At 67.4% G+C, this 15399-nt stretch carries 12 protein-coding genes and 3 pseudogenes; 7 read left to right on the forward strand and 8 right to left on the reverse strand.

Features of this window, described 5'->3' with window-relative positions; genetic code table 11:
• Positions 1-100: 100 nt before the first annotated feature.
• Positions 101-2602 carry a WD40 repeat domain-containing protein gene (locus OG410_RS39345; protein WP_329303543.1) on the reverse strand — a complete coding sequence of 834 codons (2502 nt, stop codon included), beginning with the start codon at positions 2600-2602 and terminating at the stop codon, positions 101-103.
• Positions 2603-3656: 1054 nt separating this feature from the next.
• Positions 3657-4280 (reverse strand): hypothetical protein, encoded by a 624-nt coding sequence (locus OG410_RS39350; RefSeq protein ID WP_329303544.1) that lies wholly within the window; start codon positions 4278-4280, stop codon positions 3657-3659.
• Positions 4281-4382: 102 nt separating this feature from the next.
• Between OG410_RS39350 and OG410_RS39355 the strand changes: the two are divergent.
• Positions 4383-4750 (forward strand): annotated as a pseudogene (locus OG410_RS39355) (hypothetical protein).
• A gap of 80 nt (positions 4751-4830) precedes the next feature.
• Here OG410_RS39355 and OG410_RS39360 read toward each other — a convergent pair.
• Together OG410_RS39360 and OG410_RS39365 are read right to left on the reverse strand one after the other, a co-directional pair.
• On the reverse strand, positions 4831-5262 hold the full coding sequence (locus tag OG410_RS39360) for an SRPBCC family protein (protein WP_329303545.1): 432 nt from the start codon (positions 5260-5262) through the stop codon (positions 4831-4833).
• A 52-nt stretch (positions 5263-5314) separates the two neighbouring features.
• Entirely contained in the window at positions 5315-6325 is a 1011-nt protein-coding gene (locus OG410_RS39365; RefSeq protein WP_329303546.1) for an aldo/keto reductase, read from the reverse strand.
• 139 nt (positions 6326-6464) lie between these two features.
• On the opposite strand from OG410_RS39365, the gene OG410_RS39370 reads away from it, so the two are divergent.
• Entirely contained in the window at positions 6465-7364 is a 900-nt protein-coding gene (locus tag OG410_RS39370; protein WP_329303547.1) for a LysR substrate-binding domain-containing protein, read from the forward strand.
• Between the two features lie 60 nt (positions 7365-7424).
• Here OG410_RS39370 and OG410_RS39375 read toward each other — a convergent pair whose 3' ends face one another.
• Positions 7425-7637, reverse strand: coding sequence for a nuclear transport factor 2 family protein (locus tag OG410_RS39375; RefSeq protein WP_329303548.1), 213 nt, complete (start codon positions 7635-7637; stop codon positions 7425-7427).
• Between the two features lie 126 nt (positions 7638-7763).
• Between OG410_RS39375 and OG410_RS39380 the strand changes: the two genes are divergently transcribed.
• Both OG410_RS39380 and OG410_RS39385 read left to right on the forward strand, forming a co-directional pair.
• Positions 7764-7910, forward strand: coding sequence for a hypothetical protein (locus tag OG410_RS39380; protein WP_329303549.1), 147 nt, complete (start codon positions 7764-7766; stop codon positions 7908-7910).
• A gap of 49 nt (positions 7911-7959) precedes the next feature.
• The gene (locus tag OG410_RS39385) at positions 7960-8472 is read left to right on the forward strand and encodes a hypothetical protein (protein ID WP_329303550.1); all 513 of its coding nucleotides are present in this window, start codon (positions 7960-7962) and stop codon (positions 8470-8472) included.
• Positions 8473-9212: 740 nt separating this feature from the next.
• On the opposite strand, the gene OG410_RS39395 is transcribed toward OG410_RS39385, so the two are convergent.
• From OG410_RS39395 to OG410_RS39405, 3 genes are all read right to left on the reverse strand, one after another.
• A complete protein-coding gene (locus OG410_RS39395; protein WP_329303552.1) occupies positions 9213-10865 on the reverse strand; it encodes an ArnT family glycosyltransferase in 1653 nt (550 codons plus the stop codon).
• Positions 10862-11635: a glycoside hydrolase family 26 protein gene (locus OG410_RS39400; RefSeq protein WP_329303553.1), complete on the reverse strand. Its 774-nt coding sequence runs from the start codon at positions 11633-11635 to the stop codon at positions 10862-10864. The genes OG410_RS39395 and OG410_RS39400 overlap by 4 nt, the downstream gene beginning before the upstream one ends.
• A 203-nt stretch (positions 11636-11838) precedes the next feature.
• On the reverse strand, positions 11839-13446 hold the full coding sequence (locus tag OG410_RS39405; protein ID WP_329303554.1) for a glycosyltransferase family 2 protein: 1608 nt from the start codon (positions 13444-13446) through the stop codon (positions 11839-11841).
• A gap of 357 nt (positions 13447-13803) precedes the next feature.
• Here OG410_RS39405 and OG410_RS39410 point away from each other — a divergent pair.
• The 3 genes and pseudogenes from OG410_RS39410 to OG410_RS39420 all read left to right on the forward strand — a co-directional run.
• A pseudogene (locus tag OG410_RS39410) lies at positions 13804-14229 on the forward strand (ISAzo13-like element transposase-related protein); the annotation flags it as partial.
• A pseudogene (locus OG410_RS39415) lies at positions 14228-14401 on the forward strand (IS630 family transposase); the annotation flags it as partial. The pseudogenes OG410_RS39410 and OG410_RS39415, both read left to right, overlap by 2 nt.
• A 497-nt stretch (positions 14402-14898) precedes the next feature.
• Positions 14899-15198, forward strand: coding sequence for a hypothetical protein (locus OG410_RS39420; protein ID WP_329303555.1), 300 nt, complete (start codon positions 14899-14901; stop codon positions 15196-15198).
• Positions 15199-15399 lie beyond the last annotated feature (201 nt).

Raw genomic sequence — 15399 nt, forward strand, 5'->3', positions numbered from 1 at the left:
TGCCGGCTTCTGGAACTCCAACTCGAAGCCTTGGAGCGTCCGACCGTGCTGCCGTCGGTGCCGGTGGTGTGCAGCGGACCGATCCGGTCGTGCACATGCCTCAGCGATTGCGGTCAAGTACGACCACGTCGTCGCCCATGCCGATGACGAGGCTTTGGCCGGCGGCGGTCATGCACTGGGCCCGTGTCGGCAGCGCGACCTTCTCCCGGAGCCGGGCCGACGCGAGATCCCAGACGTGGACCGTACCGCTGCCGTCCAGGGTGATGGCGTCCGTACGGTCGTCCCGAGTGGTGCAGGCCACCGCGAGAACTCCTGACGGGTGTCCCGCAAGGGTGGACCGCAGGGTGCCGTCCGTCAGATCCCACACCTGTACTGCGGTGTCGTTCCCGTCCACGGTCAGCGCGTGCGGACGGCCGTCCAGGACGGTGCAGGCGAGTGCCCGTATCCAGTGGTGCCCAGTGGGGACGGTTGCGGTGACGCGTCGGCCCTTCTCCGTGAGCCTCCACAGCCGCAGTGCGGCGTCATCGCCGCCCGTGAGGAGGTGGGGGCGGCCGTCGACGGTGACGGGTTCCATGGCCCGCACCGCCGACCGGGTGCGGTCGGTGTGGAGCGGGTGCTCCACGTCCTCGTCCAGATCCCACACGCGTATGGTGCGGTCCTGGTCGGAGGTGACCACGTGAGGACGGCCGTTGACGTCCGCCCACGCCACGGTCTCCACCCGGCGGTCGGGTCCGGGAAGGTTCCGAAGCCCGGTTCCTGCGGCGAGGTCCCAGACCCGGGCGACGCCGCAGCAGCCTCCGACGGCAGCGTAGGGGCTGCCGTGGACCGTTGTGCACGCCAGCGCCTCCACACGGTGCCCGTGGGACAGGGTGCGTCGTTGCGTCCCATCGGCCAGGTCCCAGACCCGTAGGGTGGTGTCGCCTCCGGTGACGACGTGCGGACGCCCGTCGATCTCCACGGCGTCCACGGCCTGCACGGTCCCGGTGTGGCCCTTGTGTCCCGCGGTCAGGACGGCGTCACCCAGGTCCCATACGCGCGGGGGCGCGGAATGGCCGCCGCTCACGGCGTACGGGTGCCCGTCGATCACCGTGCAGGCCAGCGCGTCCACATAGCCGTGGTGTCCGGTCAGGACGGCGCGCTCCGTGTCCTCGGTCAGATCCCACACGTGAACCGTGCAGTCACCACCGGCGGTCAGCACGTGGGGGCGTCCGCCGAGGTCGGCGCAGCTCACGGCAGATACCCACGAGGTGTGCCCGCCCAGCACCGCGCGCTGCGAGCCGTCGGTCAGGCACCAGACCCGTGCCGCGCGTTCCTCGCCGCCCCCGGTGATGGCGTGGGGGATGCCGTCGATCACCGTGCAGGCCACCGAGTAGACGGCCGACGTGTGACCGGTGAGCACGGTCCGCTCGACGCCGTCCTCCAGGTCCCACAGCCTCACCGTGTTGTCATAGCCCCCGGTCACGGCCACGGGGCGGCCGGCGACCTCGGCGAACGCCACCGCTCGTACCTCCTCGGTGTGGCCGGGCATCCGCGCACGTTCCGACCCGTCGACCAGGTCCCACAGCCGGACCAGGCAGTCTTCTCCCGCAGTGACCGCGTGCGGCCGGCCGTCGATCACCGTGCAGCCCACCGCGCGTATCCAGCCCTTGTGACCTCCGAGGGCGAACCGCTCGGCCCCGGTATCCAGATCCCACACCCGTAGGCTGCCGGAGCAGGTTCCGGTGACGACATGGGGACGCCCGTCGATCTCGACGCAGTCCAGTGCGTAGACCCCGTCGTCCTCGGTGATGACAAGGCGTTCGGTACCGTCGACCAGGTCCCACACGCGGACGTTCGAGTCGTAGCAGCCGGTCACCGCGTGGGGACGCCCGTCGATGACGGTGCACGCGGTGGCGTCCACGCCCAGTCCCGTCCGGGTGAAGCGCAGCGCGGGATGAACCATCGTGCCGGTCGCCCAGCGCGGCCGCCACGGGCGGCCGCGAGACAGCTCCCGGGCGAGGCCGGTCTCACCGTGGCGCGCGGCGTCGACGGCGAGGATGTCACGCCTTTCGGGCAGGCTCGCGGTGGCATGGATGTGGACGGACGCCCGGTAAATACTCCGCCGCACCGTCCCCTGGGACGAGCCAGGGATGTTGAGCGCGCGAAGCAGCCCCCGCGGGGATGCGTGCACCAGGTACTCGGCGTCCTCGAGTACCTCGTCCAGTGCACCGGCCGCGGCGGCGTGGGCGGCGAGATGGTCGACGATGTACGGTGCGGCAGCCGGCCAGTCGCGGTGCCCGCTGTCCCCGTCGAGGGGCACCTCGGCCAACAACGCGCTCGTGACCGCCCGTTGCGTCTGCCGCTCGCCCGACCGAGCTCCCCGGGCACGCAGCCGGTAGGCCGCACCCGCCGGTGTCTGCGTCTCGACCAGGAGTTCGCCCGCCCGGTCCCGGAACACGCTCACGTCCTGAGCCGTCCACGGGTGACCCGACAGGGCACGTGCCAGGACCACCCACAGGGCAAGGGGCAGACCCGCGCCTTCGGCGAACGCCAACGGCCGCAACAGCGCGGCTTCGTCGTCGGAATCCAGCGTCGGCCCGACGGCCCTGTTACCATTCGCCATCGCCACACGCTCCTCGCAGCCCGTTCACGACCCCGTTTCTCCCCGCTGCGGGTGGACGGGTCACCAACCTGGCCACGGATGCTACAGACAGCCACTGACAGCGACGGCGGGGCGTCCTGTGCGGCCATGTGGTCGCGTGCATCGCAGACTGGGTGCGGCAGGTCAGGGTGAGGGGCCCCGCGTCGCCGCCCGGCTGGTAGGCGTTGAGCACGCGTACGGCGGCGGTGGCACGAGGCGCGGCGGGGTCGGGGGAGCCGCGGGGGCGGTGGGTCCATTTCGTCCAGGCCGTCCAGGACAGGCAGGACCATGCCGTGGCGAACCGGACGGGCGGCCAGGTCATCCGCGGGCCAGTCGTAGGCCTCGGTTGGCCACCGCTGTACCAGCTCGGGCAGAGACTGGCGTTCGGTGTCCCATCGGGACAGTGGGAAACCCGCTTCGCCGTCTTGTCCGGCCTTCGAGGTGGCTGTGCCACCAAGTATGAGGCGTCGCCGCCCGGCAACAGTCGTTCGTCAGTGCGGGTCCTTCCACTCAAGTGCCCCGGGGGCGGGCTTCATCGCTTGGGCGGCGCCTCGCAGCGACCTCATGAGCCATTCGGTGCCGCTCTCGTCTGCGTAGGTCGTGGCAGCCCACACGCCCGACAGGACCAGAGCCGGGGCGCTGAGATGCGTCCAGACCATGAACCAGGCATCCGGGTCATGGGGTGCCGGATTCGGCAGCAGGCTACGGTCGGTGAGAAGCCCCGCGGAAAACCCTCCGGAAGCGCCGCGCGCCCGGCGCCCGGTGCCGCCCGGGCTGCCGCGAGCCCCTCGGAACCGGCGGTGGCGCGACAGCGCGCGAACACAGCGGCCGCGGGGCGCCGGGAGCCGCCCATGTCTTGCCGAGGGCGCGGGCCAGCCCGGGCCGCGACGTCCGCCACACGGCGCGCGGAGTCCGCCGTGCCGTCCGGCGAGTGCGTCTGCTCCAGGGTCGCCGAGAAACCCTCAGTAGCCGACTGGTCAGCACGACGGCAGGTGTTTCAGCTGGTGTGAGCACATGAGTTGGCCGCTGCGATGGCTCAGATGTGCATGAGATGTCCGGCCACCTGGTGGCGCGATGTCGTACTGGGCAGAGTCACGACCTGGTGCTGGGTCTCGACCGGGACTGGGTGCAGGTTGGGTGTGTAGCACACCAGACGGATCTGTACTTGTCCTGGCCTGGCGGGGAAGTCGAGAGTGCCGTCGGCTCCGTGGCTTCCTGTCTCCCAGGTGAGGTGTCCGTTGGCGATGAGGTCGTTCACGGACGAGCGGATCGCGTCGCTCGCCCACGAAGAGCTGCGGGACGAGGCACGGATGTTGTTGATCAGATTGCGCATCGGCAGGAGCGCGCGGCCTCTTTCGTCGAGGTAGCCCAGTTCCCGGACTGTGTCCCGCACGAGACGCTCGAGTTCGGACAGGTTGACGTCCTGTTTCGGATTTCTGCCCTTGGCCAGTTCCTGGGCCACGACGCGGGGATCGTATTCATGGAGCATTCTCCGTCCGGCCAGGGCGACGGGCTGTTCAAGAGCGGTGACCACCAGCTTGAAATTCTGACCCGGGCTCCATCTGCCCGTGACGCGAGTGCCGGTCATGATGCCGGCACGCTGCCAGTCCACATGCCTCAGATGCCGCTGGTCCTTCGTGAGCCGAGCGTGCAGGGGCATCTCCAGCAAAAGCTTTCTGTGGTGTCCGCCGCAGATGGTGGTCAGCTTCGACAGCGAGCTGGACCGGCGGCTGGCCCGGGCGGCCGGTCAGTGAGCGACGCCATGCACATCGTCCTGGACGACACCGCGATGGCTGCGGCCGGCCAGGGCAACGTCCTTGCTTCCCGGCTGATCCACCGTACCCACGCCGAACCAGGCTGGTTCCTGTATGCCCCGGCCTGTGCGCTAGTGGAAGCCGATCGCGCCCGGCCCGGCACCGCCGAGCATCTGGCCTCCCTTCCCGGCATCACTGTCCTGGACCTGGACCTGGCCGCCGCCCTGGCCTCGCACGCCAGGAGACATGGGCCGCGGCGCACAGCCAGTACGCAGTGCAGCCCACCCCCGACCGCCCCGACGGCGCGATCATCGCCACCACCGCCCCGCACCGCTGGACAGGAGAACCGGTCCGCGTACTGGACCTCACCCTCTGAACACGACAGCACCCTGCCCTGGTGCCGTGTGCCCCAGCCGAGCTCGTGGCCGAACAGGGGCATCTGCGGGTTCTCCGGACCTAGACCGAGGCCGGGGGTGCGGTGAGGGTCTGGTTCAGCGCGGCCAGGCCCTGCGTGTAGATGCCGTGGAACAGGGCGACGGCGTCGTGGTCGCTGATGCCGTCCGGTGTGAAGACGCCGGACCATTCCACACGGGCCGTGTCCCGGTGGGGCGTCTCGTGCACCGTGAGCGTGGAGCGGTAGCCGGTGACGGGGAACGGGGCCCGGAGGATCGAGTAGCTGTACGTCCGGGCCTCGTTGTCGAAGGCTTCGAGCCGTTCGACGATCACCTCGCCCTCCTCGTTCTCCAGGCGGCGCAGACGTCCGCCTTCACCGAGTTCGCTGGTGGGGATGTAGGGGAGCCAGTCGGGCAGCGAGTCGAAGCCCCCGATGAGCTGCCAGACGCGGTCGGGCGATGCGGTGATGTCGATGGACGCGGTGGTCATGGCCACGGGTTTCTCCTGTAGGTGTACGTGTACGTGTACGTGTGCGGGGTGGGAAAGGTCAGGCGGCGGGGACGGGGGCGTCCTGCGCTATCAGTCGCTCCTCGCGCAGGTCGGTCCAGAACTCGGCCGGGATCCTCTCGCCGAGAGCGGCGGTGTCCTCGGCGATGCGACCGGGCTTGGTGGCGCCGGGGATCGCGGCCGCCGTCGCCGGATGGGCGAGGGAGAACTGGAGCGCGGCGGACTTGATGCCGACTCCGTGCCGCTCGGCGAGTGCCTTGATCCGCTTCACCTTGTCGATGATGTGCGCGGGCGCCTTCTGGTACTCGAAGTGCGTACCTCCGGCGAGGATGCCCGAGCTGTACGGGCCGCCGACCACGATGTCCACGTCCTGGGCCGCGGCGGCCGGCAGCAGGCGCTGCAGGGCGCGGCCGTGGTCGAGAAGGGTGTAGCGGCCCGCGAGGAGGAAGGCGTCGGGCTTCGGCTCGTCCAGGTCCAGGGTGAGCTCCAGGGGTTCCACGCGGTTGACGCCGAGGCCCCAGGCCTTGATGACCCCTTCCTCGCGCAGCCGCTGCAGGACCCGGAAGGCGCCGGTGCGGGCGCTCTCGTAGGCGGCCAGCCACTCGTCCCCGTAGAAGTCCTGTGCGACGTCGTGCACCCACACGATGTCGAGGCGGTCCGTGCGCAGCCGCTCGAGGCTGTCCTCGATGGAGCGCAGGGTGGCATCGGCGGTGTAGTCGTTGACCATCTTGTTCGGGCGGCCGTGTTCGAACAGGCCACCCTTCTCGCCGAGGTCGCGGGCGGCAGGGTCCTCGATCTCGTCGAGGACGACACGGCCGACCTTCGTGCTGAGGACGAACTCCTCGCGCGGGTGCTGTGCCAGTACGTCGCCGAGCCGGATCTCGGAGAGTCCCGCGCCGTAGAAGGGCGCGGTGTCGAAGTAGCGGATGCCCTGGTCCCAGGCCGCCTCGACGGTGGCCGCGGCCTCCTCGTCGGGGATGGCGCGGAACATGTTGCCGAGCGGTGCTGTGCCGAAGCCGAGCGCGCCGGGCAGGAGGGACTTGATGCTCATGAAGGGGTCCTCGCGATGGTGTTCGGACGGATACATCACCGGATGTGCGATCCGTCGGCCTTGCGTCTTCGAGGCTAGGATCTCCACATGAGACTGTCCAAGACTTGCTCGGACACACTTGAGACCTCCGAGGTCCTACATGCTTGACCTGCGACAACTCCGCTACTTCGTCGCCGTCGCCGAGGCCGAACACGTCGGCCGCGCTGCCGAGCGGCTGCACATCTCCCAGTCACCCCTCAGCCGGCAGATCGCCCAGCTCGAGAAGAACTTGGGCCTCACGCTCTTCGAACGCAGCCAGCAACGCATCCGGCTGACCTCCGACGGCAGAGTCTTTCTGACCGAGGCGCACGCCCTCCTGCGCCACGCCGACCGCCTGGAGAACCTCGGCCGACGGCTCGGACGCGGGGAGGAGGGCGGCCTGTGCATCGGCTACGTGGCCGATGCCATGCACACCGGCGTCCTGCCCTCAGCCCTGCGCACCCTGCGTGACCAGCGCCCCGGCATCCACGTCGCGCTGTACGACCAGGAGTCGGCCGAGCAGTTCGAGGGGCTGCGCCAGCGGAGCCTCGACATCGCGCTGGTGCGCACATCGCCGCCCGAGGGCGACCCGGACCTGGACGCGGCGCCGTTGCTGCGGGACCCGCTGCTGCTCGCGCTGCCCGAGCGGCATCCCCTCGCCCTGGCGGAGGAGTTGACACCCGGCGTCCTCGACGGGCAGCCGTGGATCGCGGTGGGCGACGCCCAGGATCCTGCGTGGCGTGACACGTTCGTCGCGTCGTGCGTCGCCTCCGGTTTCACTCCGGACATCCGTCTCGACGCGGCCGACCCCCTCACCGCGCTGGGTCTGGTCGCGTCCGGCCTGGGTCTCGCGCTCATTCAGAGGAGCATGGTGCGAGGCACGTCCGACGGCGTCGCGGTACGTGAACTTCCCTGGTACGAGGGGTCCGTTCAGCTGTGGGCGGCCTGGCACCGGATCGATCTGCGCCCCGTGGTGGCCGCCTTCCGCGAAACGGTGCTCGCGGACCGGGCCGCCGGGTGAGGGGAGGCCCGCGGGTCGGCGAACGGACGCGGAGGGCTCCGCAGGCCGCCACCCACGACCTCAGCGGAAGTCGTTCTCCTTGAGCTCGATCACCCATGCACGGCGTTCGGAGATCTTTCCGTCGCGCATACGGAACACCTCGGCCATCGACATGCGCATCACCTCTCCTGTCTCGCGCTTCACCGTTCCGCCGAGCTCGGCCATGACCACGTCGTCCTCCTCGACCATGCGTCGTCCCCGCGCCCGCGGGGGTAGCTCCTGCCCGAAGTGCATGGGTGTTGCTGTCGCGGGGTGTTATCGCGTGTGGGGTGATGCTGACCAGGCAGCTGGTGCAGTGATCGGCCCACGTCGAAGGCGTGACAGACTCTCGGCGGTAAGTCCGGCCAGTTCGGCGGCGCGGTGAGTGCATTCCGTATGTCGCTCGGCTCGAAGACCGGCTACGACACCGACCACAAGCGGAAGCTCCAGGCCGGGAACCAACCTGGCAAGCACTGGGTCTGGGGCAAGAACGGGAAGATCAGCAGTGGCAAGGTCGGCGACATTTAGTCGAAGTAGGCGCGGCCTGCTGATTGCCGCAACCGCGGTGCTGGTCGTCATGACAGCAGCTCTGACGGCCTGGCTGGTCCCTCAGCGACCAGATGACACAGGTACATGGAAGGGTCACGCGCTGGGCGCAGGCCTGCTCGAGCAAGCGGACCTGGAGTACGACCAGCTGCAGATCGGCAAGGAGTACTGGCTGAACCTCCCCCAAGCGACCAACGCCAGCGGTGAACCGGTGACCATCACCAAAGCCCAGTTCGTCAGCCCCCCGAAGGGGCTGGAGCTGATCGGCTACAAGGTGGTGAGCACCAAGGACTCCGACGGGTACGGGATCGGCGTGCTGGAGGTGAAGTCACCGGGTGACGACGTCACCGGCCTGCCGGAACGGACGGACACCTTCATCGTGAAATCCCACAAGCCGGCCGACTGGTATCACATGGTCCGGTTCAAGGTGACCGGACCGGTGACGGATGACACCTCGCTGTGCCGGTTCTGGTACCAGCAGGGTGCGGTGAAGTACCGGCAGGATCTGCGGTGCGTCAACCAGCTCCGCCTCGCCGAGAAATAGGACGCCCAGACAAAGCGGCCAGAAGCGCCCCCAGGGCATGCGGTTCTGGAGGCGTGGGTCAGCCCGGGCTTCATCGGCGGCCGCGCCTCGTGGACCCCCAGCACCCGCGGTGTATGGTCCTGCGCCGTCGGCGCCGTCAACAGCCTGCCGATGTAAATGAGCGGACCGCATGCGCTGTCGATCAACGGCCCACCGGCCAAGGCGAGGTAGTTCCTCGTCCTCGGTGATGTCGCACACGAACATCGAGGCGAAACCATGTGGCGCACCTGCACGTCAGCTTGATGGCAGTGGTGCGACAGCGAGGGTCTGCCGCTCGCGCGGCGGGTTCACCGCCAAGGTCCACCTGGGGGTGGACAGTCGCTGCCGTCCGTTGTCCCTGATCTCATCTGGGTTTCCCGCGTACCGAACCCCGCCCGCCCGTCCCCGCCGTCCTCGCAACGTTTCAGGCTGCCCGTTGGGAGGCGCTGTAGCTCTGGCCGGACTTCTCGTCCATCCGTCCCCCGCGCAGCGGCTCCGATTCCGTGTCGGTGATCGATACAGCGACCAATGCGGTCCTCACCACGGCCCCGACGGACGGTGATCCCGTGGCAGTCACGGTCGGCACCGTGATCAAGTCCGCGTCGGCCACGACCTTGGCGTCGTCGCCGAAACCGTCCACCGTCGGCGGTGCCGTTGCGTTCACCGCCATGGTCGGGAGTGCTGTTCGCCGAACCCGTCCCTTCAGTGCCAGGTCAAGTGACTCATCGCTTCAACCAGATCCGGTAGTGGCCGGTGTGCTCGACGAAAGGCACGGTTCGCAGCAGGTGGGGCCGGACGTCGTTACTGGCGCTGTGGAAAGGCAGGGCGGCGAGAAGACGGTAGTGCGGATTCCCTTTCAGCGCGTCCGTGATGACGCCGTTCACCCGTGGGTTGGTGAACCCGTCGAGGACGACCAGGTCGAATTCGCCGTTTCGCAGCGCCTTCCAGTAGGCATCGGTGCCGGTGTGGCGGACGCCGTGCCCGTCCGTGTACTCCATACCGAAGACGCTCTGCCACTGGCGGTGAGTCGTCCTGTCATGCAGGTAGTAGACGGGTACCTCGGGCGTTGAGCTGAGGTAGTGGCCCTTGCGGTTCACGTGGGAGGAGAGCGTTCCGATCATCGTCGAGGAGTCGGGCCAGCTTGCGAAGCGCCAGTCTGCCTGCGAGATACCGATGCACAGCGTTGCCGACCACAGAGCAATGCCGAGGTGGGTGTGGCGAAAGTGCGCGCCCACCAGTCGCGTCAGGCCCACGCCCGCCATCGGGGCGGCGAAGAGGAGACCGAAGCCGACATGCTTGAACAGCGCCACGACCGTCCCCAGGTGCATTTGATACGCGGGCGCGAGCAGCGCTGTGGCGCACATCAGCGCCCCGAGCAACGACCGCTGTACGCGTCCCGGGCCGCTCGACCCAGGAGCGAGCGGTGACTCGTGCAAGCGATAGCGCCGGGCATACGAGATCCCGCCCGCGACTGCTGCGAGGAACAGTGGTCCGCCCCACGCGATCGACTGCTCAAGCAGGAACACGGCCCCGTCGGAACCATGTTCACGGTTGGTCGTGGTCTGACGCACTCCTGCCGACAGATCGGTGCTGTACATGCCGAGCACAAGCAGAGCACTCATACCGAGCACAAGCAGCAAAGCCCGAAGGAACGCGCTGCGGCGCCGATGCGGCAGTGCGGTGAGCAGGGCCAGTGCGACGATGGTGGGCAGGTAGAGGCCGGCCGCATACTTCACACCGACAGCCAGGACGGCGACGGGCGCGGCGAGGAGCACACTCGGAGCGGACATCCCAGCGGTGCGCACGACGATCCAGGTGGCCGATGCCAGGAGGAACACGGCGGGTGCGTCGTAGGTGGCGAGGTGCCCCATGACGATGGTCGACTGCACCACGGAGAACAGGCCTGCGGCGGCCAGCCCCGCCCGCTCATTGAAGAGCCGCCGCGTGAACGAGTACAGCAGCGCAGTGGTGCCCAGCATGAAGAACAGGCTGAGCATGCGCGCGCCGGACAGTCCGAATCGGCTGTCCACGACGGCCGCGAGTACCGGGTACAGACGTGGCGAGCCGGAGAAGTACGCGGCGTAGTCGGTCTGCACCGCTGTCCCGTGGAGCAGGTGGCTCACTTCGGCACGACCGGCTGTGAGGTAGAGAGCCTCGTCCTGGAACGCCGTGTTCGACAGTCTCAGTGAGAGTGCCGCTTGGAAAGCCAGGATCGTCAGCAGGACGGTCCGGCTGATCCAGGTGCGCCGTCGGCATCCGGCCGAGCTCCATGCGACCGTGGGCGCCTTCGGCAGGTGGTGAGCCGGCGCGTGGTGGTCGTCGACCTGTGCGGGGGTGGGGGAGAAGGTTTGGGAACCGTGCTGCGTGGGTGTCATCGGACCCTCCGCACGTCGAAGCCGTAGAGGTCATCGGCGCTCAGACGCCGGAACTCTGCGGCGCCCTCCGGGCTCGCGTCCAGCCGCCAGTCGGCGCGCGCCTTGTGGTCGAACCAGGCGAACCCGACGAGGTCGGGGGAGGCGGTGACTCCGTGGAACAGGGCACGCACGTCTTGAGCGCGGTGTCGGCCAGGCATGGCGGCTGTCTCCAGGAGGAGCTGCGGCTTTCGGCTGAAGCGTGCGATCTCCGTCAGGGTCGTTCCGAACAGGCCGTCGAAGGAGCGAGGGTCCCAGTCGGTGAAGTAGCCGATCAGACCGACCCAGTCGACGTACCCGTCGCCGGGGTAAAGGGGGCTCAAATCCTTGTGTGTGCCTGGCTGAACGATGTTCGGTGACCAGGTCCAGATCACGTTGGTGGCCCCGGTGGCCTCGAAGACGTCGTGGACGTGACGCCAGGCCCTGACGTACTCCTGTGGCGTGGTCTCGGTGGTCCCCCACTGCTCCCAGTCGCCGTTCATCTCGTCCGCGAAGCTGATGGCGATCGGGATGTTCAGTCTCCGGACCGCCTTCGCGTATTCCCGGAGATAGCTGTCGGACGCACCGTCGGCAATGCGGGTGAGCGTCGTGCCGTGCGGCTCCCAGGAGGCGACTGTCATCGCCCCCGAGTTCCAGGCGTTGCGCGTGCCCGAGGCATCGAAACTGTCGCCCCAGCCCGCGTAATAGACGATCAGGTTTGGCTGTTTGCCGACCTTCCGAGCCCAGTCGAGCACCGGCTCCATGGAATGTGGGGCTTTGGGCCGGGACACTCCGAAGTACTTCTTCGTCGGGTGCAACAGTGGGCCTACGTCGTAGGGCGAGGCATCGGCAGCCGCCACGGCACCGCCATGGCGGCCTGCTGCGGTTGGGGCGCAGGCGGACGCTGCGGGCAAGAAGGCTGTGAGAGACATCAGCGCGACGACGGCAAGGGCGCGTGTCATGGGGTTCCCATCGCACGAGGCTGCAGCAGGGCTCTCGCGACGACCACAGCGTAGAAGAGTCCGGACGAGAGGAGAACGACGAAATCGACGGGGTCGAGGGTGAGTGTGCGCCATGCGGCGGATCCGACCCACAGCAGGGCGGTCCCGCCGCCCCACGACCACATGCCGATCCGATGCCGCTCGGTGCCGCTGAGCTTCGCGCTGCAAGAACCGGTTGCCTGCCAGCCCACATGCCGCCCACGCAGGATGTCCCAGATCGCGAAGGTGTGCGCCCAGCCGTACATCATCCGCGCGGCCCAGGCCTCGAGGCGGTAGGGAACCTTGTGCCACAGAGGGAAAACAGTGGTCGTGTACAAGACGCTGGGCAAGACCAGCCACAGGGTCTCCGCGGTGGGTTTCTCCGGGAACGCCAGCAGGAGCAGAATCGGAATGAGGGGAGCGACGAATGTGAACAGGGCCGTGTGGATGTAGTAGAGGAAGCCGGACAGGTAGCAAAGCCTGCTTGAGATCCGCATCTTTGCCCGCCAGAACTTGGAGCTGCACAGCATGCTCATCGAGCCGGCACACCAGCGGTATTGCTGACGGAAGAAGGAATCCGCGTTATCGGGGCACACGCCTGCCGACAGTGCGATCGGGACGTAGCGCAGATCCCACCCGAGACTCCGCAGGTCGAAGCCTGTGTGGACATCCTCGGAGTGCTCGATGAGCGTAGTGCCGCCGTTTTCGTGCAGTGCCGCCCGTCGATAGACGGCGCAGCTTCCGACGCAGATAGCCCCGTCGTTGCTCTGCCGGGAGACTTGGACAGCCCGGTAGAAAAGCTCCTGGACGGCGCCGGCACCCCGTTCGATCCAGTTCTGGGCGTCCAGCACACGGAAGTACTGAGGGGACTGGACGATGGCGAGACGCTCGTCTTCCGCCAGATACGGAAGAAGTTCGTGGAGCAGATCCGTGCGCGGGGCGAAATCGGCGTCGAGAACAAGGATGTACGTGCCGTGGGTCTGCTCGAACCCGAAGTGCAGATTGCCGGCCTTCTTGAACCAACCCAGGTTGCTGCGGGTGGCATAGCGGAATCCGAACTCATCAGCCATGGACTGCAGTTCAGGACTGGCCGAGTCATCCAGGACGAACGGCTCGCAGACCCCCGGGTAGTGGGCTGCCAGCGCACGGACATGGGTCCAGGTGTTGTGCAGGATCTCGACCGGCTCGCCGCACACCGGCAGGAAGACATCGACCGACGGGTAGACATCGGGGCGCCAGGCACCCACGAGCTTTTGGTGGCGTGAGAGGTCGAAATCACGGCTGAACAGGTTCACCCAAAGCGAGATCACGTAGTAGAGGACGGTGAATGCCAGAAGCGGATAGAAGAATCGCAGCAGTGGCGCCGAGGAGAAGAGCCGGAACTGACTCAAGGCGAGGCAGCTGATGCTCACCAGCGACGCAACTGTCAACACCCGTAGGCGGCGGCCGACATAGGAATACTTCTCGGAATCCGACGGCGGTACCGGCAACAGGTCCGAGTTGATCGATCCGCAGGGATGTCGCTCAAGGGCCTGTCGATTTTGTGCGGCCGACCGTACCGCACGGACGGCTTCAACTGAACTCATGCAAGTCTCCCGTACCAACCGCCTCGTAGGGGTCGAGGTCGATATGCCCGAACCATAGGATGAGACCTGCGGTCACCACGGATAACGCGGTCGAAGGTGGTGATGGTTAACTCGAAATAATGAGCGTCTTCAGCGTTGTCCCTCCAGGGTGAGGAGCAGGGCTTCGGCGTAGTCGGCGGGCGTCCGTTTCGTAATCACTTGAGATGAAGAGAGGGAGAGCGGGCGGTTTCTGGTCACGTCTGTTTCGCCCGGGAGCCCTTGCGTCTCCCCGATCCGTCAGGTGGAGCGAGCCGACTGCGCTAAGGGCTTGCAGGGAATCAAGGTGTTGCTTCCCGTTCTGAGGCTCGTTGGCGTGGTATGAGCATCCCGGATGAGACTCGTGACCAACTCGCCGTGAAGTTCGCGGTATTGCTCCCGCATCTGGACGAGCGGCAGCGGCGGTTGTTGATGGCTGCGGAGTCCCGGAGCCTGGGGCACGGCGGTGTCCGGGCCGTGGCACAGGCCGCTGCGGTTAGCGAGACTACGGTCCGCAAGGGCGTGTTCGAACTTGAGGCCGGTGAGGGGCCTCTGGGGCGGGTGCGGCGTCCGGGCGGGGGCCGCAAGAGGGTCGCGGATCTGAACCCGGGGCTGCGGTCGGCACTGTTGGCGCTGGTCGAGCCGGATGTGCGGGGTGACCCGATGTCGCCGCTGCGGTGGACGGTGAAGTCCACCCGCACACTTGCGCAGGAGCTGACTCGGGCCGGGCATCGTGTCAGTGCCGACACCGTCGCCGTCCTGCTGCGAGGGCGTGTGGGCCCACGTCAAACGCAGCCTGGCCAACCTCACCGTCGTCGCACTCGACCGACTCGAAGTCCTCGTTCGCAACCGCCTCAAGCGCCTTCAGCACCGGTCCGACACCCTCAGCGGATTCATAGCCGGAACCAGCCTGGACCTCGACACGCCAACATCACCCTAACCAGCCGAAGTCAGTAAAGAACAAGCTGAGAAGCTCTGTCAGAACCGCTGATCTGTGACCTTCTGTGACTGGTACCGGTCGGTGGACCGAGTACCGCGGGTCGCAACATGAGCCGGAATCGGCCATGTCGGCTTGGGTTCTCCTTTCCGGACAGGGCCAGGGCACCCGCTTGCTCGCCGCCATCGCGGCAGAGAACGCGAACAGAGGTTTTCCCCGACCTGTGGGGCAGGGGCCCGGCGGGCATCTCAAGAGCAGGGCCGGATGGCGTCCCTTGTCGTGGTGTGGCCGATCACGGTTGAGGAGTGCGCCGGGGCGTGTGCTGACCTGATTTCCGCTCCCTGCCCGCAGGGCGGGCCACCGTGCAACTCTCCGTTGTGAACGGCCAGTTCAACGCGGGAGGTGCGGGGTGGCCCTGTCTCGGCATGACCTACTCGTGTGGCTGTCTGTGATGTCAACGTGCACACTGACGGTTTCCCGTTCGACCGAAGGACTGAGCCGTGCCCGACCGACCTGAGGTTGTCTGCATCTGCGGCTCTACCCGGTTCGTGGACGAGATGCGTGCAGCGAACCGTGATCTGACCTTCGCAGGTGTCATCGTCGTCGCGCCAGGCGAAGCAGACGAGTTGATCACCAACGAGCAGAAGACCGCGCTGGACGCCCTCCACCTGCGCAAGATCGACCTGGCTGACCGGGTTCTGGTCGTCAACCCCGGCGGGTATATCGGCGAGTCCACGAGCAGGGAGATCGCATATGCCCACGCCACCGGCAAGCCGATCTCGTTCACCGATCCCGTTTGACCAGTAGACGCTTCGTGGTGCGCGCGGGCAACGAGTCTCGGTCAGCCTCGGAGCGTGTTGCTAGTGTGATGCGCCAGAAATTCTGAGGATTAGTTCTCCTCTGTTTTCTGGGTGTCGGTCCCGACCGGGGTGAAGTGGATGATTCGAAGCCTTCCGCGGATAACGCCCTATTGTCTGCGGGATGGTTGATCGCGACCTGCG

Source organism: Streptomyces sp. NBC_00659 (assembly GCF_036226925.1).
GTDB lineage: Bacteria > Actinomycetota > Actinomycetes > Streptomycetales > Streptomycetaceae > Streptomyces.

What these genes read in the sequence shown, in the direction of transcription:
- OG410_RS39350 (WP_329303544.1), bottom strand. Translation starts at nt 4,280, where the DNA reads ATGCCCCTGCACGCTCGGCTCACGAAGGACCAGCGGCATCTGAGGCAT.
- OG410_RS39365 (WP_329303546.1), bottom strand. Translation starts at nt 6,325, where the DNA reads ATGAGCATCAAGTCCCTCCTGCCCGGCGCGCTCGGCTTCGGCACAGCA.
- OG410_RS39385 (WP_329303550.1), top strand. Translation starts at nt 7,960, where the DNA reads ATGACAGCAGCTCTGACGGCCTGGCTGGTCCCTCAGCGACCAGATGAC.
- OG410_RS39405 (WP_329303554.1), bottom strand. Translation starts at nt 13,446, where the DNA reads ATGAGTTCAGTTGAAGCCGTCCGTGCGGTACGGTCGGCCGCACAAAAT.
- OG410_RS39345 (WP_329303543.1), bottom strand. Translation starts at nt 2,602, where the DNA reads ATGGCGAATGGTAACAGGGCCGTCGGGCCGACGCTGGATTCCGACGAC.
- OG410_RS39395 (WP_329303552.1), bottom strand. Translation starts at nt 10,865, where the DNA reads ATGACACCCACGCAGCACGGTTCCCAAACCTTCTCCCCCACCCCCGCA.
- OG410_RS39370 (WP_329303547.1), top strand. Translation starts at nt 6,465, where the DNA reads ATGCTTGACCTGCGACAACTCCGCTACTTCGTCGCCGTCGCCGAGGCC.
- OG410_RS39375 (WP_329303548.1), bottom strand. Translation starts at nt 7,637, where the DNA reads ATGCACTTCGGGCAGGAGCTACCCCCGCGGGCGCGGGGACGACGCATG.